This is a genomic window from Sphingomonas sp. 77B (genome assembly GCF_056497825.1).
Window position 1 is genome coordinate 1505232 of the sequence record NZ_JBWMBY010000001.1, and the last position, 26365, is coordinate 1531596.

At 65.0% G+C, this 26365-nt stretch carries 19 protein-coding genes and 1 tRNA gene; 5 read left to right on the forward strand and 15 right to left on the reverse strand.

The genetic code is table 11. The features are described from left to right. Positions 1-64: 64 nt before the first annotated feature. Positions 65-1741, reverse strand: coding sequence for an aminotransferase class III-fold pyridoxal phosphate-dependent enzyme (locus AC1GI4_RS06980; protein ID WP_479629053.1), 1677 nt, complete (start codon positions 1739-1741; stop codon positions 65-67). A 38-nt stretch (positions 1742-1779) separates the two neighbouring features. Here AC1GI4_RS06980 and asd point away from each other — a divergent pair, with 38 nt between their 5' ends. Further along, the gene (gene asd, locus AC1GI4_RS06985; RefSeq protein WP_479629054.1) at positions 1780-2637 is read left to right on the forward strand and encodes an archaetidylserine decarboxylase; all 858 of its coding nucleotides are present in this window, start codon (positions 1780-1782) and stop codon (positions 2635-2637) included. 181 nt (positions 2638-2818) lie between these two features. Here asd and AC1GI4_RS06990 read toward each other — a convergent pair whose 3' ends face one another. The 3 genes from AC1GI4_RS06990 to AC1GI4_RS07000 form a co-directional block, all read right to left on the reverse strand. After that, a complete protein-coding gene (locus tag AC1GI4_RS06990) occupies positions 2819-3520 on the reverse strand; it encodes a methyl-accepting chemotaxis protein (RefSeq protein ID WP_479630369.1) in 702 nt (233 codons plus the stop codon). Continuing rightward, positions 3471-4697 carry a HAMP domain-containing protein gene (locus tag AC1GI4_RS06995; RefSeq protein ID WP_479629055.1) on the reverse strand — a complete coding sequence of 409 codons (1227 nt, stop codon included), beginning with the start codon at positions 4695-4697 and terminating at the stop codon, positions 3471-3473. The genes AC1GI4_RS06990 and AC1GI4_RS06995 overlap by 50 nt, the downstream gene beginning before the upstream one ends. A 703-nt stretch (positions 4698-5400) precedes the next feature. After that, positions 5401-8028, reverse strand: coding sequence for a TonB-dependent receptor (locus tag AC1GI4_RS07000; protein WP_479629056.1), 2628 nt, complete (start codon positions 8026-8028; stop codon positions 5401-5403). A 425-nt stretch (positions 8029-8453) separates the two neighbouring features. Here AC1GI4_RS07000 and AC1GI4_RS07005 point away from each other — a divergent pair, with 425 nt between their 5' ends. From AC1GI4_RS07005 to AC1GI4_RS07015, 3 genes are read left to right on the forward strand one after another with little or no spacing between them, the layout of a single operon-like run. Further along, the gene (locus AC1GI4_RS07005; protein ID WP_479629057.1) at positions 8454-9425 is read left to right on the forward strand and encodes a ferritin-like domain-containing protein; all 972 of its coding nucleotides are present in this window, start codon (positions 8454-8456) and stop codon (positions 9423-9425) included. A 30-nt stretch (positions 9426-9455) separates the two neighbouring features. Then, a complete protein-coding gene (locus AC1GI4_RS07010) occupies positions 9456-10460 on the forward strand; it encodes a ferritin-like domain-containing protein (RefSeq protein WP_479629058.1) in 1005 nt (334 codons plus the stop codon). Positions 10461-10497: 37 nt separating this feature from the next. After that, positions 10498-10785, forward strand: coding sequence for a hypothetical protein (locus tag AC1GI4_RS07015; protein WP_479629059.1), 288 nt, complete (start codon positions 10498-10500; stop codon positions 10783-10785). Here AC1GI4_RS07015 and AC1GI4_RS07020 read toward each other — a convergent pair. The 5 genes from AC1GI4_RS07020 to AC1GI4_RS07040 form a co-directional block, all read right to left on the reverse strand. Then, positions 10780-10856: transfer RNA gene (locus AC1GI4_RS07020), tRNA-Arg, on the reverse strand. The genes AC1GI4_RS07015 and AC1GI4_RS07020 overlap by 6 nt on opposite strands. A 68-nt stretch (positions 10857-10924) precedes the next feature. After that, positions 10925-11356: a DUF1178 family protein gene (locus tag AC1GI4_RS07025; protein WP_479629060.1), complete on the reverse strand. Its 432-nt coding sequence runs from the start codon at positions 11354-11356 to the stop codon at positions 10925-10927. Continuing rightward, positions 11353-12177, reverse strand: coding sequence for a carbon-nitrogen hydrolase family protein (locus AC1GI4_RS07030; RefSeq protein WP_479629061.1), 825 nt, complete (start codon positions 12175-12177; stop codon positions 11353-11355). The genes AC1GI4_RS07025 and AC1GI4_RS07030 overlap by 4 nt, the downstream gene beginning before the upstream one ends. Beyond that, the gene (gene grxC, locus AC1GI4_RS07035; protein ID WP_479629062.1) at positions 12174-12431 is read right to left on the reverse strand and encodes a glutaredoxin 3; all 258 of its coding nucleotides are present in this window, start codon (positions 12429-12431) and stop codon (positions 12174-12176) included. Before grxC ends, AC1GI4_RS07030 begins: the two co-directional genes overlap by 4 nt. Before the next feature lie 31 nt (positions 12432-12462). Beyond that, entirely contained in the window at positions 12463-13281 is an 819-nt protein-coding gene (locus tag AC1GI4_RS07040) for a ComF family protein (protein WP_479629063.1), read from the reverse strand. Between AC1GI4_RS07040 and AC1GI4_RS07045 the strand changes: the two genes are divergently transcribed. Beyond that, positions 13280-14122 carry a class I SAM-dependent methyltransferase gene (locus AC1GI4_RS07045; protein WP_294271673.1) on the forward strand — a complete coding sequence of 281 codons (843 nt, stop codon included), beginning with the start codon at positions 13280-13282 and terminating at the stop codon, positions 14120-14122. The genes AC1GI4_RS07040 and AC1GI4_RS07045 overlap by 2 nt on opposite strands. Here the strand turns inward: AC1GI4_RS07045 and AC1GI4_RS07050 are convergent, their stop codons facing one another. From AC1GI4_RS07050 to AC1GI4_RS07075, 6 genes are all read right to left on the reverse strand, one after another. Then, positions 14123-14512 carry a response regulator gene (locus tag AC1GI4_RS07050; protein WP_294271637.1) on the reverse strand — a complete coding sequence of 130 codons (390 nt, stop codon included), beginning with the start codon at positions 14510-14512 and terminating at the stop codon, positions 14123-14125. A gap of 66 nt (positions 14513-14578) precedes the next feature. Then, positions 14579-16993 (reverse strand): ATP-binding protein, encoded by a 2415-nt coding sequence (locus AC1GI4_RS07055; RefSeq protein ID WP_479629064.1) that lies wholly within the window; start codon positions 16991-16993, stop codon positions 14579-14581. Then, positions 16980-18200, reverse strand: coding sequence for an EAL domain-containing protein (locus AC1GI4_RS07060; RefSeq protein ID WP_479629065.1), 1221 nt, complete (start codon positions 18198-18200; stop codon positions 16980-16982). Before AC1GI4_RS07060 ends, AC1GI4_RS07055 begins: the two co-directional genes overlap by 14 nt. A 381-nt stretch (positions 18201-18581) precedes the next feature. Next, complete coding sequence (argE, locus tag AC1GI4_RS07065; protein ID WP_479629066.1) at positions 18582-19751, reverse strand: acetylornithine deacetylase; 1170 nt, start codon at positions 19749-19751, stop codon at positions 18582-18584. 110 nt (positions 19752-19861) lie between these two features. Beyond that, a complete protein-coding gene (locus AC1GI4_RS07070) occupies positions 19862-24094 on the reverse strand; it encodes a translocation/assembly module TamB domain-containing protein (protein WP_479629067.1) in 4233 nt (1410 codons plus the stop codon). Further along, complete coding sequence (locus AC1GI4_RS07075; RefSeq protein ID WP_479629068.1) at positions 24094-26247, reverse strand: autotransporter assembly complex protein TamA; 2154 nt, start codon at positions 26245-26247, stop codon at positions 24094-24096. Before AC1GI4_RS07075 ends, AC1GI4_RS07070 begins: the two co-directional genes overlap by 1 nt. Between the last annotated feature and the right edge of the window lie 118 nt (positions 26248-26365).

The following is a 26365-nucleotide window of genomic DNA, read 5'->3' on the forward strand; positions in this document are numbered from 1 at the left end:
CACCCTGCCCTCCCCCCAACCCCCTCCCGCCTGCGGGAGGGGGAGCAGGAAAGGCGGGAGGCCCCTACCCTCCCCGCCCCAACCTGACCGCCAGCGACTCCTTCAAAATCCGCCGCCGGATCGCCTTGTTCGCCGCCTTCAACTCCTGCGGCGCCTCCGGGGAGGTCCACCACCAGCCATCGTCACGCATCTGTTGTCCCGCTGCAACGAAGCGGTCGCAAATATCGGCGAACAGGGTGTCGTCGATGTCGAGGCTGAAGATCAGCCGCCCGGTCCCGACCCAGCTCAACGCCAGACCTTCCGCCCGGAGATAATATTGCAGCATCCAGTTATAGGGCGAGGCGACCGAATAGAGGATGGTCCAGATCGTCTGGACATGCGCGACCGACAGGGGCATTCCCGCCTCCGCCATCCGTGCGTTGAACATCGCGGCGCGCGCATTCCAGCGCGCGTCGAGCCCGTCATACAGCGCCGCCACCTCGGGCGTCTCCAGCCGCCGAAGGAACGCGTTCATCGCCCCCATCACCATGGGATGCGAATTGAACGTGCCCCGCGCGAAGCAGATGTCGACCGGCCGATCCTCGCGCCAGCGTTTCATCAGATGGGCGGGGCCGCACAGCACGCCGACCGGCAGACCGCCGCCCAGCGTCTTGCCATAGGTGATGAGATCGGGCTTCACCCCGAAATATTCGGGCATCCCCCCCTTCGCCAGGCGGAAGCCCATGAACACCTCGTCGAAGATCAGGACGATGCCGTTCGCCCGGCAGGTCTCGGCGAGCCGGTGCAGCCAGTCGCGATAGGCGGCCAGATCGGCCCCCGCCTTACGCCCGCCATCGACCAGCTGGCCGTCCGAGGGTGCGGAACCATTGGGGTGCATCGCCTGGAGCGGGTTGACCAGCACGCAGGCGATATCCTTACGCGTCGCCAGCACCTTCAGCGTCCGCTCGGACATGTCGGCCAGGGTCAGCGTGCGGTCAGCGGGCACGGGATTGCCGATCCCGGGCTGCACATCGCCCCACCAGCCATGATAGGCCCCGGCAAAGCGCACCAGGCGCGGACGCTTGGTGTGGTAACGCGCCAGGCGCACCGCCTGCATGACCGCCTCTGTGCCCGACATGTGGAAGGACACCTCGTCCATCCCCGACAGCGCGGTCAGGCGGCGGACATTGTCGGCGACGACCGGGTGGAACGAGCCGAGCACCCCGCCCAGATCGCCGACCATCGCGGCCCCCTCGGCCATGGTCTGTTTGTAGAAGTCGTTGCCGAACAGATTGACGCCGTAGGAGCCGGTCAGGTCGATCAGCCGGTTGCCGTCCAGATCGATCAGGATCGGCCCCTCGGATCGCTCGTAAAAGGCCCCGGTCGCCAGCGTCGTGCGCACCTTCTCACGGAACTGGAACGGCACGCGGTACGCGCCGGTGAATTGCAGGTCGGACAGGCCCGAGCGCGTCTCGCGGGTCAGCGCCAGCGTCTGCGCATAACGCTCGGCGAACAGGGCGCCCAACCGCTCGAACCCGGCGCGGCGTTGGGTGGCGACCACATCGGGTGCGTCATCGACCCGGAAGAAGCGATCCTCGCCATAGCTGTAGAACGGGATTTGCCCGGCGATCCGCTTGGCCAAGCGGACATGGCCGCCCAGCCCCGGATGCTTGGCGCGCGACAGGGTCAGGCGGCGATGCCCTTTCGTCAGGGCGACCGCACCGGCGGAAACGGCCAGCAGGCTAGTGAGAATCGGGTTCATGCGGCCTTTGACCGCGTACCCGTGACGGAGGCATGACAATGCGTGGACCCATCATGCGGTTCTTCCTGAACGAGGACATCAATTTCCTCGTCACCAACCGCCTGCCCCGACGCTTCGCGACGAAGCTGGTCGGGCGGATCGCGCGGAGCGAGCATCCGCTGATCGCCCGGCCCAGCCTGGGCTTGTGGAAATTCTTCGCAGGCGTGGACCTGTCCGACGCACGCACGACGCGCTTCAAATCCTTGCGCGACGGTTTCGTGCGACCGTTGCGCGACGGTGCACGGGCGTTCGACAGCGATCCCGACACGATCGCCAGCCCGTGCGACGCGCTGGTCGGGGCGCATGGCCGGATCGAGGACGACCGGCTCTATCAGGTGAAGGGCTTCCCCTATACGCTGGGCGACCTGATCTCCGATCGCGACCTGGTCGAGCGGTTCCGCGACGGATCGTTCCTGACGCTGCGGCTGACGGCGGGCATGTATCACCGCTTCCACGCACCGACGGATATCGTGGTGCAGGGCGTGACCTATCTGTCGGGCGACTGTTGGAACGTGAATCCGATCGCGCTGAAACGGGTCGAGCGCCTCTTCTGCCGCAACGAGCGCGCCGTCATCGAGGCGTGCACGCTAATGTCGGGCCAGCCGCTGTTGATCGTGCCGGTCGCCGCGATCCTGGTGGCGAGCATCCGGCTCCATTGCCTGGACACCGTCGAGACCTTGCGCGAGCATGGCCCCGGCCGCACGGCCTGTTCTGCGCGCATCGGCAAGGGCGAGGAAATGGGCTGGTTCGAGCATGGCTCGACCATCATCCTGTTCCTGCCCAAGGGGATGGCACTGGCCGACACGCTGGTCGAAGGACAGGCGATCCGCGCGGGCGAGGTGGTCGCGCGGGTCTGACGAAGGCGCTGTGCCCCGCCCAAGTCTCGGATCGGCCTGATCCTGTCACGGGAGCGCGCGGCATCGGATGGGAAGACGCGCGCAAGCCAACGCTGCCCGCCCGAAACCGGACCCCGGCCTTTGCCGGGGTGGACCGAAAAGGAGGAGTGGAGGTGGACCTTCCACTCCCCCTGAACGACGATCAGAACTCCGACCAGTCGCCGTCGTCGACCGCGACTGCCGTTGCGGCGCTGGACGCACGAGCGACACGGGGAGCGGCGGCGATGCGCGGGGTCGCCTGCGCCACGCGCGCCTGGAGCTGATGGACAGGCGAGCGATGGACGACGGGCGCAGGAGCCCGCGCGACCATGCCGCCGTCGACCAACCGGAAGCGGCTGACCTCGCGCGTCATGTTGCCGGTTTCCTCGGACAGGCTGCGTGCGGCGGCGGTGGCCTGTTCGACCATGGCCGCGTTCTGCTGGGTCACGCCGTCCATCTCGGCCACGGCGGTATTGACCTGCTGCAGCCCGGTCGCCTGCTGCGCTGCCGCCGAGGCGATGTCGGAGACCAGCGCGTTGATCTCGCCAATCCGGCCGGTGATGCGGGTCAGCGCATTGCCCGCCTGCGCCACCAGCTGCACCCCGGTATCGACCTGCTGGCTGGACGCGGTGATCCGTTCCTTGACGTCCTTGGCCGCGTCCGCCGAACGCTGCGCCAGCGCACGCACCTCGGAGGCGACCACCGCAAAGCCCTTGCCCGCATCGCCCGCACGCGCCGCCTCGACACCGGCGTTCAGCGCCAGCAGATTCGTCTGGAAGGCGATGCCGTCGATCACCGCGATGATCTCGCTGATCTCATGCGAGGAGCGTTCGATCCCATGCATCGCCTCGACGGCCTTGCGCACGACCTCGGTCGACTGGTCGGCATCGGTACGCGTCTCGGTGACGGCCTGGTTGGCACGCTTGGCGTTTTCCGCCGTTTCGCGCACCGTCTCGGTGATCTCGTGCATCGCGGCGGCGGTTTCCTCGAGGCTGGCCGCCTGCTGCTCGGTGCGGTGCGACAGATCGTCCGACGCCTCGCGGATATCGGCCGCCCCGTTGGTGATGCCCTGCGCTGGTACTCACCGCCGCCAGCGTGGCGGATACCGAGTCCATCGCATGATTGAAGTCGTGCTTCAGCTTTTCGAACGGCCCGGTCAGCGGTGCGTCGATCCGCCTGGTCAGGTCGCCCTGCGCCAGCGCATCGAGGCCGGAGCCGATGCTGCTGACGATCAGGTCGGTCTGTTCGGCCTTGGCGCGTTCGGCCCCGACAAGCTGATCGCGGAACGCCACCATCGCCTCGGCCAGTTGGCCCACTTCGTCCCGGCGCGGCGCGATATCGAGCTGGGCGTTCAGGTCGCCCCCGGCCAGCCGTCGCATGGCCCCCGTCATCGCTGCCAGCGGATTGGCGATGCCCCGGATCAGCGTCATCAGCAGATACGCCGTGAGCCCCAGCACCAACACGGAAATCGCGATCGAGATATTGCGCGACCAGATATAGTCCTGGGTCGCTTCGTTCATTTCCTTGTCCATCAGGGCGACCTGAATATCGCTCATGACGGCGGCGTCCTTGTTGGCGATGTCGAAGGTGCGCTTGCTGGCCCGAAAACTGGCCAGCGCCTGGTCATTCGCATTCCGGATGCCCAGATCGACCGTCTTCCGGGACATCTGCTCATACATGTCCCAATGTTCGCGGAACAGCCGGAACTGCGCGATCGATTTGGGAGATCTCAGACTGCGATCGAGAAAGGCCTCGTTCCGCGCAATCACCTGCGCCCGGTCTTTCCAATCCCGCAGCGCACTGGCGATCTGGTCGGGCTCCGTCATAAGAACGATAGAGGCCTCATAGGCCCGATAATCGGATGTCGCAGTGTTGATGAGCGAAATCGCGACCATTTTATCGCGGCGGCTGCGCCCCAAATTCTCGGCCACGCTGTTCAGATGCTGCTGACTCATGATCGACAGCGCCATCGTGACGACCAAGGCGACGGCAAGAATCCCGAACGCCACGAATAACTTGTTGCTGATTTTCAGATTCTTCATCGTCCACCACCCGCGATTTGGGAGGACTATCGCAGAAACCTCTTAAGATCGCGTTGAATGGCCTGATTGTTGGTTGACTTGCCGATAGATCGTTTCGGCATCAGCATGTCGGCCAGTCTATGACACGGACGATACAGGTGTTGGATCTCGGCATTCGCTGCCGTTCCTCCCACACACATTGTCGAAGATGTGGTGGAATGCCTATTCGTGACAAGCACGGTCAGAGTATGGAATACCACTATCTTTCAGCACTACACGAACATGGCAGGGCATAGCCGGAATATGTTTGAGCAGGGCCCGCGCCACGATCATCTTGCCGCCTTCTCGATGCAGTTCGGCGAACGAGAACTCACTACCTTTGATCGATTGCAACGAACCGGCGCAGCTTGCCCTCGGCGGTGTCGATGTAAAGGCAGTCGATCAGGCGGGTCTTGAACTTGCGCTTCTGGGCCGTCCACCCAGCCACTCCGGGCACTGGCGGATGCCGTGTTGCCGAAGGCAGCGGTGACAGCCTCATTCTCAAGGCTGAGACAGAACGCCGGAACGGGCTTGGGTCGTTGCGGACGTCGATCATACCGTCGTTGTGGCCCTACGCCGGCAGCGAAAGCTCCAGGGCCTCTCCGCCGCATCCCGGCTGAACCGCCGCTTCATCATGACCGGCGGCATCAAGACAGGCAGACGCCCTGATGCCGCTCTGCCACCCTTACAGCCGTGCGCGCAGAGAGAAGGCGAAGTTGCGCGAGAAATACTTCACGTCCTGCGGCGTGTCATAGGTTCCCCAGTAGCTGCGATCGCCGCTACGTGTGAGGTTCGAGGCTTCGATACCGACCGTCAAATTCTTCGTGACATCATAGTTGATCGCCGCATCCAGCCGTTCCACCGGATCCAGAAACAGGTTGTTATAGGGGTTCCAGGCATCCAGCCAGAGTTGCCGCCGCGAACGCCAATTATAGGCGACGCGCACGTTCAATCCCGCACGCTCAAAAAAGCCGGTGAGATTGTATACATATTTCGACACATACAGCATCGGACCGAATACGAAGATGGTGTTGCCCTTTTCGTCCGTGCTGGGATTGGCCTGCCGGGTCAGGTTGAGTGTGCCGTTCACCGATCCACCGAAGGATTTCAAAAATCCCGGCAGGAAGGTGAAGAAGGTCGTCAGCTGCCCCTCGATACCGCGATGGCGGCCAATCCCCAGATTATAGGGCCGCGTGATCTTGATCGGGATACCGGGATTGTCGGGCAGCAATTCGGGAAGCGTATTGTTCGCGATCAGCCCATTCTGGTTCCACTGCCAGACGGCAATGCTGGCCGAACCCGTCGTACCGAAATACCATTCCAGCGAAGCGTCATATTTGCTGAGGCTTACCGGCCGGAGTTGCGGATTGCCGCCCCAGCCAGTCGCGTTGCCCGGATCCTGCAAGTTCAGGCTCAACACCGGATTGATCTGGTTGGCGGTCGGACGCCCGACTTCATAGGTGTAGGACGCACGCAGTTGCAGCTTCGGTGTGAAATGCATGATGGCGTTGACGCTTGGCAGGATGTCCAGCGTGTTGCCCTTTGGCGTGAAAAACGTGTCAGTCTTGACCAGCGTCTTCAGACCATCGGCATTGGTCACGAATTCCTCCACATGGCGGATCGACCGCAAGGAGGTGATGTTGTTGACCACGCGCGCGCCGATGATCCCCTCGATCGGGAAGAACAGCTTCAGATTATAGTGGAACTGCGCATAGCCCGCATAGCCGCCCTCCGCCCCGGAGAACGCGGCATAGGGGTCATAATCGGGGAACACCTGCGCCAGCTTGGGATAGATCGGCGTCAGCAATTGCCGGATTTTCGGGAAACTGGCCCGGATCGAATTCGTGTCACCGATCAGCCAGTTGGCGTTGGACGAGCTCTGGAACTGGCCACCGACCTGGACGAGTCTGTACTCAGGCAACTCCGCGATCGGCAGGCGAAGAGATGCATACCAGTTGCCGCCATAATTGTAATTGTACGAACGGCGATTGTATCGAAAACCGAATTTGAAATAGTCGACCAAGTGCCAAAAGGTGTTGAATTTCAAGTCGGCCTTCAGCTCGGTTTCCGCACTCCGCGAGTCGAGGCGTTGTTGGCCAAAATTGTCGATATAGACGTAGTTCTTGGGATCAAGCAGGTCGATATTCTTGAAGTCGACCTTGACCCCGCCCAAGGGATCATTGGGATCGTTGAAGACGACGTCGACACGCGGCTGCTGGCTGAAACGAACCGAATGGTACAAGCTGTCCGAATAGCGGTTCGAACGCTGGTAATTCGCCCAGGCGTTGAAATCGACTCGGTCATCCACATACTGCACCTGGAAGCGGGCGTTGTAGCCTTTGGTCGTTTCCAGATAGGATGTCCGCCCCGGCCCCATTGGATCGAGACCATAAAGCGACACCGATTTGACCAGCCGACCGTCATCGGCCAGCACAACGTTCGACAGGCTGGGCGGCGCGTTCATGGACTCGGAATAGCTGATCGGAATCCAGAAGGTGCTGTCTGCCTGTAGTGCCTGCCGATTCGAATAGCCGCCTTCGGTCGTGATCGTCCAATGGTCGTCCGGCTTCCATTGCGACGAGATTTGGAATGCGCCCCGCTTCGACCAGCCATCGGTTCCCGCAAAGCCGACACGGAACGGCAGATAGATGCGCGCCGGGGTCGATGTCGGCAGGACGGGCTGACGGATGCTGGTCAACAGCGAAGGCAATTCGTTGAACCGAACCGCTTCGTTATAGCCCACCCGGTTCCATGTGCCGTTCACCGAGAAGCCGAGCTGACCGATGGGCGTATCCTCATTATAGGCGACCAGCGCGCTGTAATAGGGGTTCACCTTCTTGATGCGATCCGAATAATCGAAGCGCGAGCTGATGGCATAGGTCGCGCCCGGCTTGAAATCGGTTGGTCGCCTTAGCGTCAAGTTGATGACGCCAGTCTGACTTCCTTCAACCTGATCGGGCGTACGGGTCTTGTAGACTTCGATGCCAGCCACAAGGTCGGACGAGATATCGTTCAGGTCAGTGGTCCGACCACTGGACGAGAAGGTCGGTGACCCGTTGACCGTGGTCATCACGCCGTCGAGGCCACGGATCAACACCTTGCCACCCTCTCCCCGATCGCGGTCGATCTGGATGCCAGGCACACGCGCCAAGGCCTCGGCGACATTTTTGTCCGGCAACTTCCCGATATCTTGTGCCAGCACGACATCGACGATCTGCTGCGCGCGCCGCTTGGCGCTCCGCGCACTCTTCACGTTCTCGCGAAGTCCCATCACGACGACTTCGCCCTCCAGTCGCCCGGATTCACCGTTCACGACCGGCGAGCCATCGTCTTTGGCTTTCTTATTTTGTTTTTTCTTTTTCTTTTTAAGAATTGGCCTGTCCGATTTGTTTTGGGAGACCTGGATAGCAACAGGAGCTTCCGCTTCCGACTCGGTGCGAGTCTCTGCAAAAGCGATGGCCGGAGTAGATGCCACTGCAAGAGCAAATATCGCAGTTCCATTTATCAGCTTAGCTTTAGGCGACATCCTTATACTCTCCCCCTCCGGAAACGGCTTCACGCCCCCAGCGTGCACCTTGATGTTTGTATACTTTGTATGTGATTTTTTATCTTGTCCAACAAAAAATGATAGGCAATATTGAAGCGACTTACTGCTGCTTAGCTATGCACTACGGCCCAGGGGGGATCCGATCCGCAGGCGCAGAAACGAGTTGAAGTGAGATCCAAGGGGAGGGCAAAATGGAAAAAGTCAGTCAAATTTCTCAGCATGGGGCAGAGGACAGCCCGCCGCAGAATCAACTGAGGCGCGGCGCTTTGCTGGCGATACTCGGGGGAGCAATGCTGTCCGGCATGACTGGCGAGTCGCGCGCCGAGGTCTCGTCGTCGGTCGACAAGGTGCCGCTGCAGTTCGCCCTCCACATGCAGTATCTGGCGACCAACTATCTGCAGTTCCTGATCTATGGCGATAATCGACAATTGCCTCCCGAGCATATTCGCGGCGGAGAATTGTCGGGTGATGCCGGTGTCGTTGCCCAAAACCTGCAACAGGTAAGATTTCCATCGGACGCTGAGCAAGTCTTGCAATCGCGGATTCAGGAAATCGCCGATGAACACTGGTTTCAGACACTGACGATCCGCGGGATGCTCCGCGCAGATTGCGTTGCCCAGACCTTTATCGATTATCGACCGGAAACCTTTACCCGCATGTTCCGCATGGCCGGAGCGATTGGGCCGAACGACACGTTCGATCCCTATGCATCGCCGACCAACTGCCTGCTCGGCGCGGACGTGTTCCTGAGTGTCCAGGCTTCCACTTATGCCGGGATCCTGTCCAGCATGACCGATCCGATCGCGATGGCGATGATGATGTCCATGGCGGCAACGCTTGCCAGCAACGTCACCTCCATTCGGTCGATGCTGTATGATCTTTCGGCATCCGACCGGCGATTGGTCACCATGATGGACAGGCTGGCGGCGTGGCGGAATTCTATCGACGGCACCAGTACGACCGATCTGGGCATGTCCCCCGTGGCGGGGGCCGATGGAAACGTCGCGACGCGCCTGACGGTCGTCGATGCCGATGGACTCTACCTGTCCCGAACGCCGCAACAAGCGCTGAATGTCCTGTTCATGACCTCCGCCTCGGCAACCAAGGGCGGCTTTTTTCCGAACGGCATCAATGGCGGCATCGTCAGCAGCGCAGCCAATTAAGCTTAAGCGTCAAATCAGGGGGGATCACAAATGTATTCCAATATGGACAGCGGCCAGGAAAGTCGGCGAGGCTTCCTGGGACTGATCGGCGGCGCATCGGCCTTGGCTGGCGCAGCACTGCTCTCGGCCTGCAAGGATGACGTCGTCGGTGCGGAGAATGTCCCGGCACCCACGGCGACATCGACCACGCCGGTAGCCATGCCACCGGCCTATACCGCGACCGACACCGACCGACTGAATTTCGCGTTACAGATCCACTATCTGGTCGCGTCCTTTCTTCAGGTCGGACTGAATGGGGCACCATTACCCGCAAACATGACCACGGGCAGCGGAACGGCCGGACAGGTTTCGGGCGGGCGTCGTGTGAATTTCACCGATCAAAAGCTGTTGTCGATCTTTCGCGAAGTCACCAACAGTACAACGGCCCGCATCGGCTTCCTGCGCAAGACCCTAGGCAACGCCGTGACCGCGCAACCCGCCATCTCCATCGCATGGGGGCAGAACAGCGCGTTCCAAGCTTTTGCCGTACCCGCCGGTGGGGCGGTACCCACCAGCTTTTACGATCCCTATGCCTCGGAAAACAACTTCCTGCTGGCGGCGGTTGGCTTGTCGGCGGTGCTGACCAGCGCCATGGACGAGTTGGCTTGGAACATGGCCGCCTCGAACCGCACCTTCTTCGCGCCGCTGGCAGCGGGCGTCGGCGCATCGGACTCGGCGCTTCGCAACATACTGTTCACCCGCGCCTCGGTCGAGCCCAAGCCTGCCAACGACCAGCCGACGCTTTTCACCCTGGCAAACCGAATGGCGGCCGCGCGCGATCCTTTCGACGGTCCGGGCGGGCGCGATCAGGATATCGGGTGGAGCGCCACCAATCCGAATGTCGCCATCACCGACGGCGCCAACTGGGTGGCGATTCGCCGCTCCCCCGAACAGGCGCTCGGCATATTGTACACCAACGCGCTGTCGGTGGCATCGGGCGGCTTCTTCCCATCGGGCGTCAACGGAACCATCCGATATAGCGGCGCCAACAGCTGACGAGCGACGGTATGGATATGCCCGGAGGGGCCGCCCAATGTGTCGCAATGCCTGCAAGGCAGGGCTGCAACCGAGCGACCCTATCGTCGGCAGGTGGCGCGTCGCGATAGCCGGTACGTGGCAGGAATCCCTTCTTCCTTCAGGGGAAAAATGGCATTTTGCCTGTTCGACATCGAAGCGCGAAGACGGCGCAGAACACTCCGCGCGAATCCCTGCCCGTTCCATCGATAGTCGGAATTCCGATCTCGCAAAGGTCGGAAAATACAAGGAGGGGCCGGAAATTTTCGGCCCTTTTTCCTTGGTTATCAAGGCACTTGCATGGTGACCCCGACTGGATTCGAACCAGTGGCCCTCAGATTAGGAATCTGATGCTCTATCCTGCTGAGCTACGGGGCCCCATGCCAGCGGGTTGATACAGGCGGCGCGCGACATGGTCCAGAGTGGTTTGATGGCTGTCCGGCCACTCAGTTCGCCAGCTTGGGCGGCACCACGGGCAGCGGCAAGGGCGCGACGGGCACGCCCTCTTCGATCAGGGCCTTGGCCTCGGCCGGACTGGCCTGACCGTGGATCGGCATCACGGGTGCCTCGCCGTCATGCATGGCACGCGCCTTTTCGGCAAAAGCAGTGCCGACCCAGGTCGATTTCTCCAGCATCCTGGCCTGCGCCCGGGCGATATGTTCGAGCGCTGCCTTCATCGCCTGCGGGCTGGGCCAATCGGGTTTGCTGTTGCCCTTGGCGGCGATCTGGGGGGCCATGACGGCCTTTTCGACAGTACGGTCGCCGCAGAGCGGGCATTCGACCAGCGCCTTGTCCCGCTGTTCGGCATAGGCCGTCGACGAGGCGAACCACGCCTCGAACACATGGCCGCCCGAACAGCGCAGGTCGAATACGATCATGCCTGCGCCACCGGCGGAATGGCGCGGCGGTGGCGGATGGCGGGCAGGCGTTCGCGCACCGCACCGACCTGCGCCGGATCGATCGCGGCAAGGCCGAGCCCCGCCGCCTCGCCCATGTCGAGCAGTATCTCGCCCCACGGCCCCACGACCAGCGAATGACCATAGGTGGCACGGCCGTCCTGATGCTCGCCGGTCTGCGCGGCGGCGACCAGATGCACGCCAGCCTCGATCGCGCGGGCGCGGAGCAGAATATGCCAATGCGCCGCGCCGGTCGGCCGGGTGAAGGCGGCGGGTACCGACAGGATCGTCGCCCCCGCCTCGGTCAGCGCGGCAAACAGCGCCGGGAAGCGCAGGTCGTAACAGATGGCGAGACCCAAGCGGCCGACCGGGGTATCGATCACCACCGCCTGCTCGCCCGGCGCATAGGACGCCGATTCGCGCCAACTCTCGCCGCTCGGCAGGTCGACGTCGAACAGATGCATCTTGTCATAGCGCGCGCGGATCTCGCCCGACGCATCGATGACGTAACCGCGATTGGCGAGCCGCCCGTCTGCCTCGCGTACCGCGAGTGACCCCAGATGGACCCACAGGCCATGCGCCGCCGCCGCCGCACGAACGCGGGCCAAGACGGGATCCTGCTCTTCCGCCACCAGATGCGCCGCCGCCCGCGCCCGGTCGCGATCGATCAGGCCGGACATTTCCGGCGTGAACAGCATCACCGCGCCGCGCGCCGCCGCATCGGCAATGGCGCGTTCCAGGACCTGAGCATTGACGGCGGGATAGATCCCCGCCGTCATCTGCAGCACCGCGATCCGGGTCATGCCGCCAGGAGCGGGTCGAGTCCTCCGCGCTTGTCGAGCGCCGCCAGATCGTCCGAGCCGCCGATATGCTGGCCGTCGATAAAGACCTGCGGCACGGTGGTGCGGCCGTTCGCACGCTCGATCATCTCAGCGCGCTGGGGGCCGCCCATGGTGATGTCATATTCCTGGGGCTCGACGCCCTTGGAGGCGAGCAGCGCCTTGGCCCGCGTGCAATAGGGGCAGAACGCCTTGGTGTAGATTTCGACCTTTGCCATCTCCTTCAGGTGTGTCGCGGGACGCCGCTTGTCAATCGCCCGCCCCTTCGATGACGCGCGCCCAGCACAGGATCGCGACCGACGCCGCTCCGGCGGCCAGCAGCACGCGGACGCACGCCCCCGCCGTCGCGCCGGTGGTATAGACATCGTCGACCAGCACGACATGCCGCCCCTTCACCACCGCGGGATCGGTGACACGGAACGCCGCGGTCACCGCCTTGCGCCGCTGCTTCGGCGATAGTCCGCGCAGCAGCGGCGTGGCGCGTACCCGCCTGAGCCCATCCCGCGCCATCGGGACGCCGCTGCGCCGCGACACGCCTTCGCCGATCAGCACCGCCTGGTTGAAACCGCGCCGCCACAAGCGCCAGCGGTGAAGCGGCACCGGGATCAGCAGATCCGCGCCGGGCGGCATCCGCCGCGCCATCGGCCCCGCCATGGTTTCCGCCACACCGATCCGCCCGCCATGTTTCAACCGGATCGGCAATTGCCGGGCGATCGGGCCGTACGCCACCGCCGCATGGATACCGGCATGGCGCGGCGGATCGGCCAGACAGGTCCCGCATCGACCGGCCAATCCATCGCCCAGCGGTATTCCACACGTCGCGCAGCCCAGCGTGTCGAGGAAGCGCAACCGGCCCCAACAGCCGGGACAGAAGCGATGATCCGCCTCGACCGGCTCGGCACATCCCGGACAGCGCGGCGGCAGCGCCCAGTGCGCCAGCGCCATCAGCGGGCCAGCGAGCACGGCGCGGCCCCACTCCATCGCAAATCGCGCCTGTTTCGATCCCGCCCCCATCGGCTTTGCCTTGTCCCCGATCGCGCGAGCGCGCACAAGCGCGCGGGTGAGCATGTCCACCATCTTCGACCGTCGCGCCCGCCGCCTGCGCCGCGACCGCGCCCAGCCCGATTTCGCCGAGCACGACTTCCTGCGCGCCGCGATGCTCGATGGCCTTGCCGAGCGGCTGGATGCCGTCACCCGGCCGTTTCACGATATCCTGGACCTGGGCTGCTTCGATGGCGGCTTCCTGCCCCCGCCGGGCGCGCGCGTCGCACGGCTGGACCCGGGCTTCGCCTTTGCCCGTGCCGCGCGGGGCGTCCAGGGCGATGAGGACCGCCTGCCCTTCGCCGATCGCAGTTTCGATCTGGTGGTCAGCGCGGGCGTGCTCGACCAGATCGACGACCTGCCCGGCGCGCTGACCCTGATCCGCCGCGTGCTGCGGCCCGACGGGCTGTTCCTCGGCGCGTTCGTCGGCGGCGGATCGCTACCCCGCCTGCGCGCCGCGCTGCGCCTCGCCGAGGCGGAGCGGCCGGTCGCGCGGCTGCACCCGCAGGTCGATGTGCGCTCGGCGGGCGACCTGCTGATGCGCGCGGGCTTCACCCTGCCGGTCGCGGATATCGAGACGCTGGACGTGCGCTACCGCGATTTCGGGCGGCTGCTCGGCGATCTGCGCGGCATGGGGGCGAGCAACCTGCTGGCCGAGCGGCGGCCGATCGGTCGGGAAGCGCTGGCAGCGGCGGCGGCGGCCTTTGGCGAGATGGCCGATCCCGACGGACGTATCCCCGAACAGTTCAATCTGGTCTTCCTGACCGGCTGGGCGCCCGACCCTTCGCAGCCCGTACCCGCCAAGCGAGGCAGCGCCACCGCGTCGCTGGCCGAGGCGTTGAAGCCCAAGCCGGATACGGGCGAATAATCAGCCGATGATCCCACCGCCGCGATCGCCCGCCAGGATACGCCCCATCGCCTCGAACAGTTGATCCATCGCGACCGGCTTGACGATGACATCGTCCGCGCCCGCGCCCAGGCAACGTTCGCGCAGGTCCACGCCGCTGTCGGCGGTGACGACGATGATCGGCACCTCGGCCTTTTCGTCGCCGCGCGCGCGGATGTGGCGGATCGCAGTGATCCCATCCATGCCGGGCATGCGCAGGTCGATCAGGATCATGTGATACTGGTCGCGGTCGATCATCTCCAGGCCGAGTTCGGCATTCTCCGCCTCCGCCATGCTCGCGCCCGCGACGTCCAGCATGTCGCGCACGACGCGCCGGTTCATCCGGTCGTCCTCGATGAAGAGGACGTTCATCGCCGTCCCCTTCGCCCGTCGCGCCGGATGGCGTGTGTGATCGCGGTCATGATCCGGCCCTAGCGATCATGCCGCTTGCGTTACAAGTGGCTGGACAGCGGTTTGCGGCAAGGCGTCGAACATCTTCCGCATCACCTCTGTCCCCGTGATCGGTTTGGCGATAACGTGAATCAATTCGTCAGCGATAAAATCGTTCCCTTCCACCGGCTCGGCCTCGGGCCAGAGCAGATGGATCGGCAAGGGACGGTCGCTGGCCGTCACGATCCGCGCCAGGGCGGCGTCGACACCGTCGTCGCGAATCGCGCTGTCGTCGATCAGCAGCTGGGCGATCCCGCCATTCTGTAGGTGCCGAACGGCCTCCTCGACGTCCATCGCGAAGACCAGCTGTGCGTGGGGAGCGCAAATTTTGCTCCACATGGCGCGCCGGATCGGATTGCGATCGAGGATCAGGACGACAGGACGCTCGGGCTCGACCGCCGCTTCGACTTCGACGAGCGGCAGGTCGAGGGTGAAAAGCGAGCCCCTTCCCTGCTCGCTGCTTACCGTCACATCGCCGCCCATCGCACGCGCCAGCCGCCGACAAATGGCAAGGCCCAGGCCGGTGCCGCCGAACTGGCGCGTGGTGCTGGCATCAGCCTGGCGGAAGGCCTCGAATATTTCCTCCAGCTTGTGGCCGGGAATGCCGATGCCGCTGTCGGCGACAGTGATCGACACGCCCTGGGACTGGCGGCGGGCGACCAGGGAGACCCGTCCGACGCTGGTGAACTTGAGCGCGTTGGACAGCAGGTTGAAGACGATCTGCCGGATCCGCGCCGCGTCGCCCATCACCATAGCGGGACAATCGTCGAGATCGATCGTGAAGCCGATACCCTTGGCATCCGCCTGCCCATCGAACAGGCGGGAGGCGTCGCGGATCGTTCTCGCCAGATCGAACGGCGCGTTCTCCAGGGTGAGTTGGCCATGCTCGATCTTGGCGACGTCGAGCAGGTCGTCGACCAGCGCGCGCATGGTCATCCCGGCACCGTGCATCACCTCCACCCGCTCACGCTGTTCGCTGGCCAGGGCGGCGTCGGCCAGCATGACCTGGGTCATGCCCAATATGCCGTTCAGGGGGGTTCGAATTTCGTGGCTGGTCGTCGCCAGGAACTCGGTCTTGACCGCCAGCGCCTTTTGAAGCTGGTCGTTGGTCGCCGCCAGCTCGCCATGCGCCGCGCGGATACGGTTGCGGCTGCGGCCGAGCGTCACCAGCCAGATACCGAGCATCGTCAGGACCACGATGATCGCCACGACCGAGCCGATCAGGATGAAGCGCTCGGTGCGCAACTGCTCGCGCTCAAAGGCGATGTTGCGCTGGAGATCGGCGGCCTTCATCCGCGCGATCCGTAGTTCCTGATTGGCGAAGTCGAACCGCGCGCCCATCAGGGCGAGCCCCGTCGAGGTGGCAAGGCGGGTCGCTTCGTCGTCGATCCGTTTCAGCGCCTGCAAATGTCGGAGCGCGTCCGCCGTCCGCCCCGCCTTCCGATAGATTTGGTAGGCGCTTTCATGCGCATCACGCTGGGACACCGAGGTCTTCGTAACATCGACCCCTTGAAAACTGCGATCAATTAATCGCCCCGCCTCGATCAACCGCCCACGTTGAAACGCGGCTTGGGCAGCGATCGCGTCCAGTGCCCGGCTATCGGAAGGATCGGCCTGGCGCGCGCGGGCGATCGCCGCCTCACCCGCCGTCAAGGAACCTCGCCGCAATTCGGCTCGGGCAATATTGCGCCAAACCTGTGCCAGCAAAGTCGGGCTCTTCATCTTACGTGCCAGACTGCCCGCCTCGCGCAACTGGTCCAAGGCATCGTTGGCCCGGCCCAGCTCACTCAACGTGACCGACCGATTGTTCAGGATGACCATGCGCAAGGAGTCATCACCGCGATAGACGGCGCGCGCCTGCTCGAGGTAGCGAAGTGCCGACACATAGTCCTTCGCATCGAGATAGAGGTTCGCGATCTGGACCAAAGCGCGGGTTTGTCCGCGCGCATCGCTCAAATGCTGAAAGATGCGATAGGCCGAGTGATAGGTATCGAGGGCTTCCGCGATTTTCCCGTCATCGGTTGCCAGACCGCCGAGGGACAGCAGGAGATTCCCATATAGCTCTGACCGCGGTGCTTTTTGACGCGCCGTAGCCAATGCACCGGCGATCGCAGTTTTCGCCATTTCATGCTTGCCAAGCCGACTGGCTCCCTCGCCGCGCAGCCAATCTGCTGTGGCGAGCGCCAGCGACCTTTGCTCCGGATCGTGGATCCGCTCGGCGAACTGCCGCGCCTGGTTGGCTTGCTGGACGGCCAGCAGCGGATCACGCAACATCTCGGTCTTTGCCGCATCGACGGCACGATCGAAGGTGGACTGGGGCGTATTGGCGACCGTCTGGCTGCGAACCTCCCCCGCCGCCACGAGCAATGCCGCAACGATCAGCGCGATCCTAACCGCGCGCACGGCTCACCAACCGGGCCAGCGGCGTCGGCCGGGCCAGGGCGGTCATGGCCTGATGCGCCTGCTCGTCCAGGAAGCGCACCAGCGCCTCCAACCCGATCGGGCGGCTGATAAGATAGCCCTGGATCATGTCGCAGCCCATGACGCTGAGCAGGGCCAGCGTCGCCGGTGTCTCCACGCCCTCGGCCACCACTTCCATCTCCAGCGCATGGGCCAAGTCGATCGTCGAACGGACGATCAGGGGGTCACGGTTGCTGCTGGTCAACTGGGTGATGAACAGCTTGTCGATCTTCAGCTCGCACGCCGGAAGCTGCTTGAGATAGGAGAGCGACGAAAGCCCTGCGCCATAATCGTCGATCGCGACCGCGATGCCCATGTCGACAAAGGCCTGGAGATTGGCCATCGCGCTGTCGGGATCGCGGATGACCGAGGTCTCGGTGATCTCGAACCCGATGCACGCGCCGCTGTCGATGACGAGCGCGCAGGCTTCGCGCACGAAATGCGGGTCGCCTAGCAGCATGCCCGAAATATTGATGAAGATTCGAAGCGGGTGCCCCGCCTCGGCCAGACGACGCTGGTCGGCGATCACCTGTCGCAGGATCCAGAGGGTCAGCGGCCCGATGACCCGCGATTCCTCAGCAACCGGAATGAACTCGACCGGACTTATCAGGCCATAGCTGGGATGTCGCCAGCGCAGCAGCGCCTCAACGCTCGCCACGCGCTGTTGCCGGACATGCACCTTGGGCTGATATTCGACGAACAGGCCATCTTCGGTGATGGCGCGGGTCAGTTCATGCGCCAGCGCGATCCGATCGAGCCGCCCGGTCGGGACCGCCATTTCGCGAACGATCAGACGCCCCTCGACCTGGGCGTCGGCCAGTGCCTGCTCCGCCTCTTCGAGGAGGCGGATGTCATCGTCATGCGGCACGGCGGCGATGGCGGCGCCCAACACCGGCTCGATGCGACACTCGCCACCCGGCAGCGTGAAGGGATGGCCCAGCACCTCGGCCAGGGTCAACAGATGGGCATCGAGCGACTCGCGCGTCGCGGCGCGGATAAGCACCTCCACCTGGGCGGGTGCGGTCGGCCGGGCGACGGCATCGGGGATGCATTGGGTCACGCGCTCGGCCATGGCCTCGATCAGAAGGCCGCTCGCCGATCGCCCCAGATGACGACGCAGCAACGTGAAATTGCCGATCCCGACCAACACCAGCGATTGCCACTGGGAATCGGCGGGAGCCGTAACGGATGCGCCTGCATTAGGCGCGGTGGGGGAAGGGCGGTTCTTCACGCCCGTGAATCTAGGGTCAGGAATTAAACAAGGTGTTAACCGCCTTTGCCACGCCAAACCAATCGCTTGGCAATTCACCGCTTGCCCATTGCGTCATGGTTAATATCCAATTAACCATATCGGAGCACTCAAAAGGGTGCTTTCGAGGGAGAAAACCCATGCTGAAGTTCATTCTGGCGCTGATCCACGGCGAGACGATGCGCCCCTGGTAATCTATGTTATGTCATGGGGCGGCTCGATTGGACTTCATGCCGTCGAACGCCCCATGATTCTGGTTAACCCAAGCAACGATCGCGTCCGTTACCGGATCAGGTCATCGGCCAGCCGCAGCATAAAGGCGGCCCCCCGCTCCATCTGTTGAACCTCGATATATTCGTCCGGCTGATGGGCCTGCGCAATTGAGCCGGGACCACAGATGACGGTCGAGAATCCCGCCCCCTGAAACTGCCCTGCCTCCGCAGCATAGGGTACTGCCCGCGCCGGGCCGTTATCACCCGCCCAGCGCCGCGCCAGCCGCTCCGCCATGCCGTCCGCCTCGGGCGCGAAGGACGGCGTGCGCGAACGGCGCTCCACCCGGACCCCGGCTTCGGGGAAGCGAGCGCGCAGTTCGGCGTCCGCCGCCTCGCACGCGGCGAAGAACGGCGCCAGGATCGCCTCGGGCTCCTGCCCCGGCAGGGTACGCAGGTCGAAGGCGAATCGGCATTCCCGCGCCAGGATGTTGACCGCCGTGCCGCCGTTCATCTGCCCGATGGTCAGCGTGGCATGATGGGGGCAGAAGGGCCCGTGCGGATCCCCCTCCCCCGCCAGCCGGTCGGCGAGGTCGGCCAGTTGATGCATCAGGCGCACCGCGACCATATTGGCCGACGCACCCAGATGGATCAGGCTGGAATGCGCCTCATGCCCCGTCACTGTCACGTTCCAGGTGGCGATACCCTTATGCCCGCTGACCACGACCATCTCGGTCGGCTCGCCCACCACCACGGCGGCGGGGGACGGCAGCTCGCGTACGATCTCGGCGATCATTGAGGGCGCGCCCAGGCACCCGACCTCCTCGTCATAGGAAATCGCCAGGTGCAGCGGCCGTGTCATCGCCCCACGCGCGACATGCGGGGCAAGCGCCAGCGACAGCGCCAGAAACCCCTTCATGTCGCACGTCCCCCGTCCCAGCAGTCGGTCGCCGCGCCGAGTCAGTCGCCAGGGATCGCTGGTCCAGGGCTGGCCGTCGACCGGCACCACGTCGCTATGTCCCGACAGGACGACGCCGCCCGGCTCCATGGGGCCGACCGTGGCGTAGAGATTGGCCTTGCGGCCATCATCGTTGAACACCCGCCGCCCGGTGACGCCGATCCCGCCCAAATGCCGTTCGACATAGGCGATCAGCGCCAGGTTCGATTCGCGCGAGGTCGTGTCGATCGCGATCAGATCCGCCAGGATGGCGGTGGCTTGGGTGGCGAGCTGGTCCGGGGTCATCTCGACATCCTGCCGGATGTTTCAGTTCGATGAAACCCCGGCGCCCCCACAACCCTCACCCATTCCCCCCGCCTTTCGACGATGGGAAGGGATGAGGGCCACAACCTCGCTTAGAAATCCCGCGAGTAGCGCAGGCTTGCCGCCGATCCGCCGAACGAGCCGGTCTGAGTCAACAGGCTGAGCGTCCGGGTCAGTGCGATCTGCAACTGGGTGGCGGTGAAGCCGCGCGCGTCGGTGACGATCTCCACATAGATATTGTCGGTGATGTACTTGCCCGCCGCCAGGCTGGTGCCTCGGCCGGTCGCCTCGTCGGCGCCGATCACGCGCAGCCGGTCGAACCCGACCGCTGAGCGCAGCTTGCCGAGCGGGTTCAGCCCGCCGCCGCCGGAGCCCCGCAGCGAGTTGAGCGCCGCGGCCAGCTGAATCGCCTCGACCGCCGACAGGTTTTCCGGGTTGGTCCCGAACAGCAACCGGCTGAGCACCTCGTCCTGCGGCAGGGTCGGCGTCGAGGTGAAGCTGATCTGTGGACGCTGGCCGGTGCCCGTGACGTTGATGACCGCGGTGATTCCGTCGGTGGTCGTCGTCGCCTGGATATTGATGTCCGGGTCGGTCAGCGCACCGCCACGGAAGCGGATCGTGCCGCGATTCACGTCGAACCGCTTGCCGGCAAAGCTGTACGTGCCGCGCACCAGGTCGAGCCCGCCATTGATGGTCGGCGCGGCGCTTGTACCGCCGACCCGCAGGTCCATCGACCATTCCGACTCCAGCCCCATGCCCGAGACGAACAGCTGGTTGGGCGCGCGCACCCGCAGGTCCAGGCGGAACAGCCCCGGCGGCGGCGTGGGAGCGGGTCGGTCGGTCGGGCGCGGCGTCCGCATCTCGCTGCGACGACGCACGCCGGTCAGCTCGGGCACCTCGGCCTGGCCCTGGCGGATGATCTGGTAGCGTGCGTTGGGCACGGTCAGATCGCCCTGGATCAGCCCGCCATCGCGATTGTGCGTCAGCCGGATCGTGCCGCTGGTCGTGGCGGCCAACGCATCGCTGTCGGCCAGCCGCGCATTGTTCAGCTGCGCGCGCAGATCGATCGGATAGCCGCTGTCCGCCGCCAGCCCGATCGTCCCTTGCGCCTGAATCGTGCCCTCGCCCGCCTTGGCCTGCATCCGGCTGATCTCCAGCCGGTCGTTGTTGAACCGGCCCGCCAGTTGCATCGCGGTCAGGCGGGTGCCGTAGCTCTCATTGTCATAGGTCAGGTTGTCGGCGCGGATCAGCCCGTTGAGCTGCGGCGACGACACGCGCCCGCCGAAATCGGCGGCGACCGCGATCGGCCCGCTCAACTGCTGGTTGGGCAGCGCAGCGAAGGAGAACAGCACCGACGACGGGCCGTTATAGCGGATGCCCCCCGAAAGCGGCGCCTGCATCAGTCGGTTGACCCAGCCGCCATTGCCCGGCGGCAGCGGACGGAGATTGGCGACCATGCGGCCGACCACCGTTTGCCCGCGCCGGATCAGCGCGCGCGCCTCGCCGCCATCGGAGACCAGACGGCCCGCGAACACGATGTCCACCGCCTCCGACACCGCAGCCAGCCCCGTGCGCCGGAAATTGGCGACGGTCAGCCGCGCCTCGGCCGCCGGGAAGCTGGCGTCACGCGCCTGGGTGAAGTCCAGCGCACCGCTTGCCTCGCCCGAAATGCCCAGATTGGGCACGAAGGCGTCGAGGATCGACAGCTGCAGCTTGTCCAGCCGCGTCTGCACCTTCAGGCCATTGCCATAGGAGCCCGCGACGAGCAGCGACCCACGCCCGAAATCGATCCGGGTCGGCGCCACCTGCCACTCGCCCTTCACATTCTGGATGCGCGCGGCGTTGGCGGTGCGGAAGTTTATGCCATTGGCCTGCCCCTTGGCGGCGACCAGATAGTTGTTGGGCGCCAGTTGCGCATTCAGCGCGATATTGAACGGGATGCTCGACGATCCGGTCAGCACCGCCTGTGCAGTGCCGCGCCCACCCGCATAGTTCACCTTGGCGCGCGAAGACTGGATGACGACCTCGCCATAGCGGGTGTCGGCCAGCTGCGCGTCGGCGACGATCTGCGGCGCGTTCGGGACCATCACCACGCTGGCATTCACTATGGCGCGGCCGATGGTGAAGTCGACCATGCCCGGAATACGCGCGTTATAAGCGCGTGCGGCGATATCGGCGCGCTGGTTGCCACCCTGATCCGCCAGCTGGACGCGGCCGTTGATGCCCTGCCCGGCAAATTGCAGCGCGCCCGCGAACGGCCCCGCCGCCGTCTGGACGACCCGGCCGCTGGCGTTGATCCCGGCAAAGACCAGGCTACGAACGTCGATCGCCAACTGCCGCCCGGTGCTGACCAGCACATTGGCGGTAAAGGGGCCGTAATTGGTGTCGCCACTGGCATTGACGGCATAGGCGCCGTTCTGCCCCACGACCCGCGCCTGAAGATTGGCCAGGCCGACGCCGACACCCGGCCTGGTCGCGCGCAGCACGATCACCGGATTGGTCTGCGATCCCGTCACCCGTGCGGTGATCGGGCCATATTGGTTGGAATAGGCATCCGCCTCGACCGCCAGCGCGCCGTTCGCCGGATTGAACCGGCCGCTGCCGCGCGTCACCCGGAATTGCGGAGCCGCCAGCCGCAGGCCGCTGAACGTCACGATGCCCTGCGGGCTGTATTCGACGTCCGCCCGGATCGTCGCATTGCCGCCCAGGAAGTTGCGCGCGCCTTCGTTGAAGATCTGCGAGGTGCGGGCGACCACCCGGCCCTTCATCCCGAACCCGCCCGGCGTCGCCACCAGATTGGCGTCGGTGGTCAGGTTGATGATGCCGATGCTCTCGACCCGGTAATTGTTCACCCGGCCCTTGAGCGCGCCGGTGTAGCGGCCGGTCTTCATATTCGCGACGACCACGGCGGTCGCGTCGATATTGTCCGAACGAATGCGCAGATTGTCCGACAGGATGTTGGGCATGGCGACCGCGAAGTCGCCCTGGATCGCGACATTGTTGGTCAGGCCACCCACCGCCGCGTTCAGTCCGGCGATCCGCCGTGCCTTGGCGTTGACCGGCACCAGGATGCGGTCGGCATTTACCTTGGCCAGACCCTCGGCATAGAGATTCTCGACCGAGGTCTCGCCAAAGCCCAGCGCGGCGGCGCGGATCTTGTAATCCACGGTCGGCGTCGCGAACGCGCCGTCCAGCACGACGCGCGCCAGCACGTCGCGGCCGCGCAGGTTCGGCGCGATCGCGCCGGGCGTCAGCAGCTTGGCATCGACCGCGAAATTGCCGAACCGGCTGTTGGCGAGGTCGAGAATGCCCCCCGCATCGACCATCAGCGCCGAGGAACGCAGCTTGATCCGCGTATCCGCGCGACGCTCGTTCAGCGTGGTATCGATCGCGACCTGCAGTGCGGGCGCGGTCAACCGCTCGACCGGCCCTTCCAGATACAGGCCGGGTCGGGTCACACCGCGCACCTCGACATGGCCGTCGCGCGCGGTGGCGTTGAGGTTGGCAAGTTCGCCGCCGCCCAGCGTCGCGACCGCACGGCCAGTCCACGCCTTCCAGCCACCACGCCCGTCGACCGACAGGGTCAACGGCGCCTTCAGCCCCGCCATGGTGGCGACGACGCCGCCGGTCGGGGCGGTCAGCTTGACGTCCACCGCCAGCCGGTCGGCATCGGGCACCGCGTCGAGGACCAGGCGCAGACGGTCGCCGCCCGCGACACCGGGCCCCCGCAGCGCGTCGGCGCTGGCCGTCACCTGCGCGCGGCGATCGGCGATATGCACCTTGCCGTCGATCGCCAGGATGTGACGCTGCCCCGTCACCGGCGCACCGATCACGAAGCGCTTCAGCGTCAGCCGGTTCACATCGATGTCGAGATCGGGCAGCAGTGGCGCGTTGGGATCGCTGGGCGTCGGCTTCAGTTCGGGCTTGCGCGCCAGCGTGACGAGATCCGCATTCAGCGAGCGGACGTCGATATGGTTGTTGGTATAGGCAAAGGGCCGCCAGTCGACATCCAGCCGCGGGCTGGACAGGAACACCCCCTTGGGATCGCTGACCCGCAGATCGACCAGGCGCATCTGGCCATAGAGCGACCCCTCGATCCGCCCGACCTTGATGTTCAGGCCCGAGGCGGTGGTGTAACCGCCCAGCTGGTCCGCGACGAAGCGACGCCCCGGATCGGTGTTGATGCCCAGCAGGATCGCCCCGACCAGCAGGATCAGGCCCAGGATCGTGATGCCGATCCATTTGAGCACCCGCTGCCACAGTGGGCGGCGCACGACGACGGTTTCGGTTTCCGGCGCAGGCGCCATGGTCTGTTCGTCCGCCATCAGAAGGCCTGCCCGATCGAGATGTACAGGGCGACCTTGCCGTCACCCGGGCGCGGGTTCAGCGGCGTCGCCACGTCGACTCGCAGCGGCCCGAAATTGGTGTAGAAGCGCCCGCCGATACCCGCGCCGAAGCGCAAATCCTTGCCCGTGGGCAGCGTGCTTTCATAGCTGTTGCCCGCATCGACGAACGGCACGATCCCGAAATTGCCGAAGCGATAACGCGCCTCCAGCGAAAATTCGTTCAGGCTGCGCCCGCCGACCGGATTGCCCTGCGGATCGAACGGCCCCAGCCGTTGATAGCCATAGCCGCGCACCGATCCGCCGCCGCCGCCATAATAGCGCCGCGACGGCGCCAGATCGTCGCGGTCGATACCGAAGATCGACCCCGCGCGCGCCCGGCCCGCGATCACCAGACTGTCGTTGAAGGGATAATAGAAGGTCCCCTCCACCATCGTCCGCACATAGGGCCGCACCGCGCCGCGCACCGACGTTTCGGGGCTGAGATTCAGTTTCAGGCGATAGCCGCGCGTCGGGTTGAGCAGGTCGTTGGACTGGTCGAACACCACCTGCGCCGGAATCGCCGCGATGCCATAGGTGCCGCGCCGCCGGTCGCCCAGCGCGAAGTCGTAGACGCTTTCGTTGGTCCCGGTCAGCTCGCCGCCAAAGGCATAGGTGAATTTCTTCTGCCAGATCGGCGTCGAGTCATAGCTCCAGCGGAAGGCGACCGTGCCGATGAACGCATCAAACGCATCGTAATTCTGGTGGCTGGCCGAGGCGATGACCTGAAATGTCCGGTCGCGCCGCCCGGCATTGGAACGGCGGAAGGTCCCGCTGAGCCCCTGTTCCTGCGTACCGGCGATGACCGAGGCGATGATCGCCCCCTCCGGCGGGAAGGCGTTGCGGTTGGTGAAGCTGCCCTGCACCCGCACGCCCTGGCCGGTGGAATAGCCCGCCTCACCCGACAGCGTCCGGGCGGGCCCCTTGGTCTGCGTGACCTGGAGGTCGATCTGCTCGGTGCCGTCGGGATTCATGCGGCCGGTCTGCTTGGGCTCGACCGCGATGCCGTTGAACAGGCCGGTCGCGACCAGCGCGTTGCGCAAATCGTCGGTCAGCCGCGAATCGTATAGCTGGCCCTCCTCGAAACGCGGGAAGACGTTCAGGTGATCGAGGTCGAACACCTTGTCGCCCACTGTCGTCAGCTTGCCGAACGAGGATCGCGGCCCCGTATCGACCGGCAGCGTATAGGCGCCCACCGGCTCGGGCGCCTGATCCTCCAGCAGGATGTCGCGCTGTCCCACCTTGACGAAGGGATAGCCGCGTTGCGGCAGGACCAAGCTGACATTGGCCTCCGCCCCCTCGATCCGCGCCGCCTCGATCGGGTCGCCGACCTTCAGCGGCAGGTTGGAGCGGATCAGGTCGGTCGGCACGGTCGGCTGCGCGTCCACCGTGATCGACGACAGCCGATACAGCCGCCCCGGTGTCGCGGTCAGCACGACCTTCAGACGCCCGGCCTCGCCATCGGCGGCGGTTTCGCGTTGCAGGGTCGATATGGCGGTGGCGTCGTAATAGCCGAGCGACTTCATCAGCCGGATCGCCAGCTGCTCGTCCTCGCGGGCGCGGGCCGCCACCTGGGTCGCGTTGGCCGCCTTGCCCTTGCCCTCGCGCAGCGCCGAAAGCCCCTTAAACTCGTCGTCCAGCTTCAACGCGGCAAGCCCGTTCACCTCCATGTCGTAGCGGATGTCGGGCGCCTGCTTGCTCTTCGTATCCGCCACCGTGTCGAGCGGCGTCGAGTCGAAGCTGGCGAGCGGGGTCAGCGGTTGGGCGAGCTGTGGGTCCTCGGGCGCGATCGCGCCGATCGCCTCGCCGGTCGCGAGCGGCTGCGCCGTTTGGGCGTTCGGCAGGGGCGGAGCGGTCTGGGGAAGCGGAATGGTCTGCGGGCTGGTCGGCGATGGGGGCTGATCCTTCGCCATCGACGACATGGATTCCAGCGGCGCGTTGATGTCCCCGCTCAGCGGCGGCAGCGCGGCGTTGAACTGCGAATCGGGCACGATCGGGGCATTGCCCTGCGGGTCGGTGTCGCCCTGTCGCTGGTCCTGCGGCAGGCTGGGGCCCTGCGCGGGGGCGGTACCGGGCTTCGAGAGCTGCGCGGACACGGGAGCGGAAAAGAGGGAGGGAGCTATGAGCGCGAACGCAAGCCAGGTATGTCTGCCGATCCGTTCCGCCACGCCGTCAAAAGCCCCTTTCCGACAGGGCTCTTCCGCTATTCGGAAT

What these genes read in the sequence shown, in the direction of transcription:
- AC1GI4_RS06980 (WP_479629053.1), bottom strand. Translation starts at nt 1,741, where the DNA reads ATGAACCCGATTCTCACTAGCCTGCTGGCCGTTTCCGCCGGTGCGGTC.
- asd (WP_479629054.1), top strand. Translation starts at nt 1,780, where the DNA reads ATGCGTGGACCCATCATGCGGTTCTTCCTGAACGAGGACATCAATTTC.
- AC1GI4_RS06995 (WP_479629055.1), bottom strand. Translation starts at nt 4,697, where the DNA reads ATGAAGAATCTGAAAATCAGCAACAAGTTATTCGTGGCGTTCGGGATT.
- AC1GI4_RS07005 (WP_479629057.1), top strand. Translation starts at nt 8,454, where the DNA reads ATGGAAAAAGTCAGTCAAATTTCTCAGCATGGGGCAGAGGACAGCCCG.
- AC1GI4_RS07010 (WP_479629058.1), top strand. Translation starts at nt 9,456, where the DNA reads ATGTATTCCAATATGGACAGCGGCCAGGAAAGTCGGCGAGGCTTCCTG.
- AC1GI4_RS07015 (WP_479629059.1), top strand. Translation starts at nt 10,498, where the DNA reads ATGTGTCGCAATGCCTGCAAGGCAGGGCTGCAACCGAGCGACCCTATC.
- AC1GI4_RS07025 (WP_479629060.1), bottom strand. Translation starts at nt 11,356, where the DNA reads ATGATCGTATTCGACCTGCGCTGTTCGGGCGGCCATGTGTTCGAGGCG.
- AC1GI4_RS07030 (WP_479629061.1), bottom strand. Translation starts at nt 12,177, where the DNA reads ATGACCCGGATCGCGGTGCTGCAGATGACGGCGGGGATCTATCCCGCC.
- grxC (WP_479629062.1), bottom strand. Translation starts at nt 12,431, where the DNA reads ATGGCAAAGGTCGAAATCTACACCAAGGCGTTCTGCCCCTATTGCACG.
- AC1GI4_RS07045 (WP_294271673.1), top strand. Translation starts at nt 13,280, where the DNA reads ATGTCCACCATCTTCGACCGTCGCGCCCGCCGCCTGCGCCGCGACCGC.
- AC1GI4_RS07040 (WP_479629063.1), bottom strand. Translation starts at nt 13,281, where the DNA reads ATGCTCACCCGCGCGCTTGTGCGCGCTCGCGCGATCGGGGACAAGGCA.
- AC1GI4_RS07050 (WP_294271637.1), bottom strand. Translation starts at nt 14,512, where the DNA reads ATGAACGTCCTCTTCATCGAGGACGACCGGATGAACCGGCGCGTCGTG.
- argE (WP_479629066.1), bottom strand. Translation starts at nt 19,751, where the DNA reads ATGACCCCGGACCAGCTCGCCACCCAAGCCACCGCCATCCTGGCGGAT.
- AC1GI4_RS07070 (WP_479629067.1), bottom strand. Translation starts at nt 24,094, where the DNA reads ATGGCGGACGAACAGACCATGGCGCCTGCGCCGGAAACCGAAACCGTC.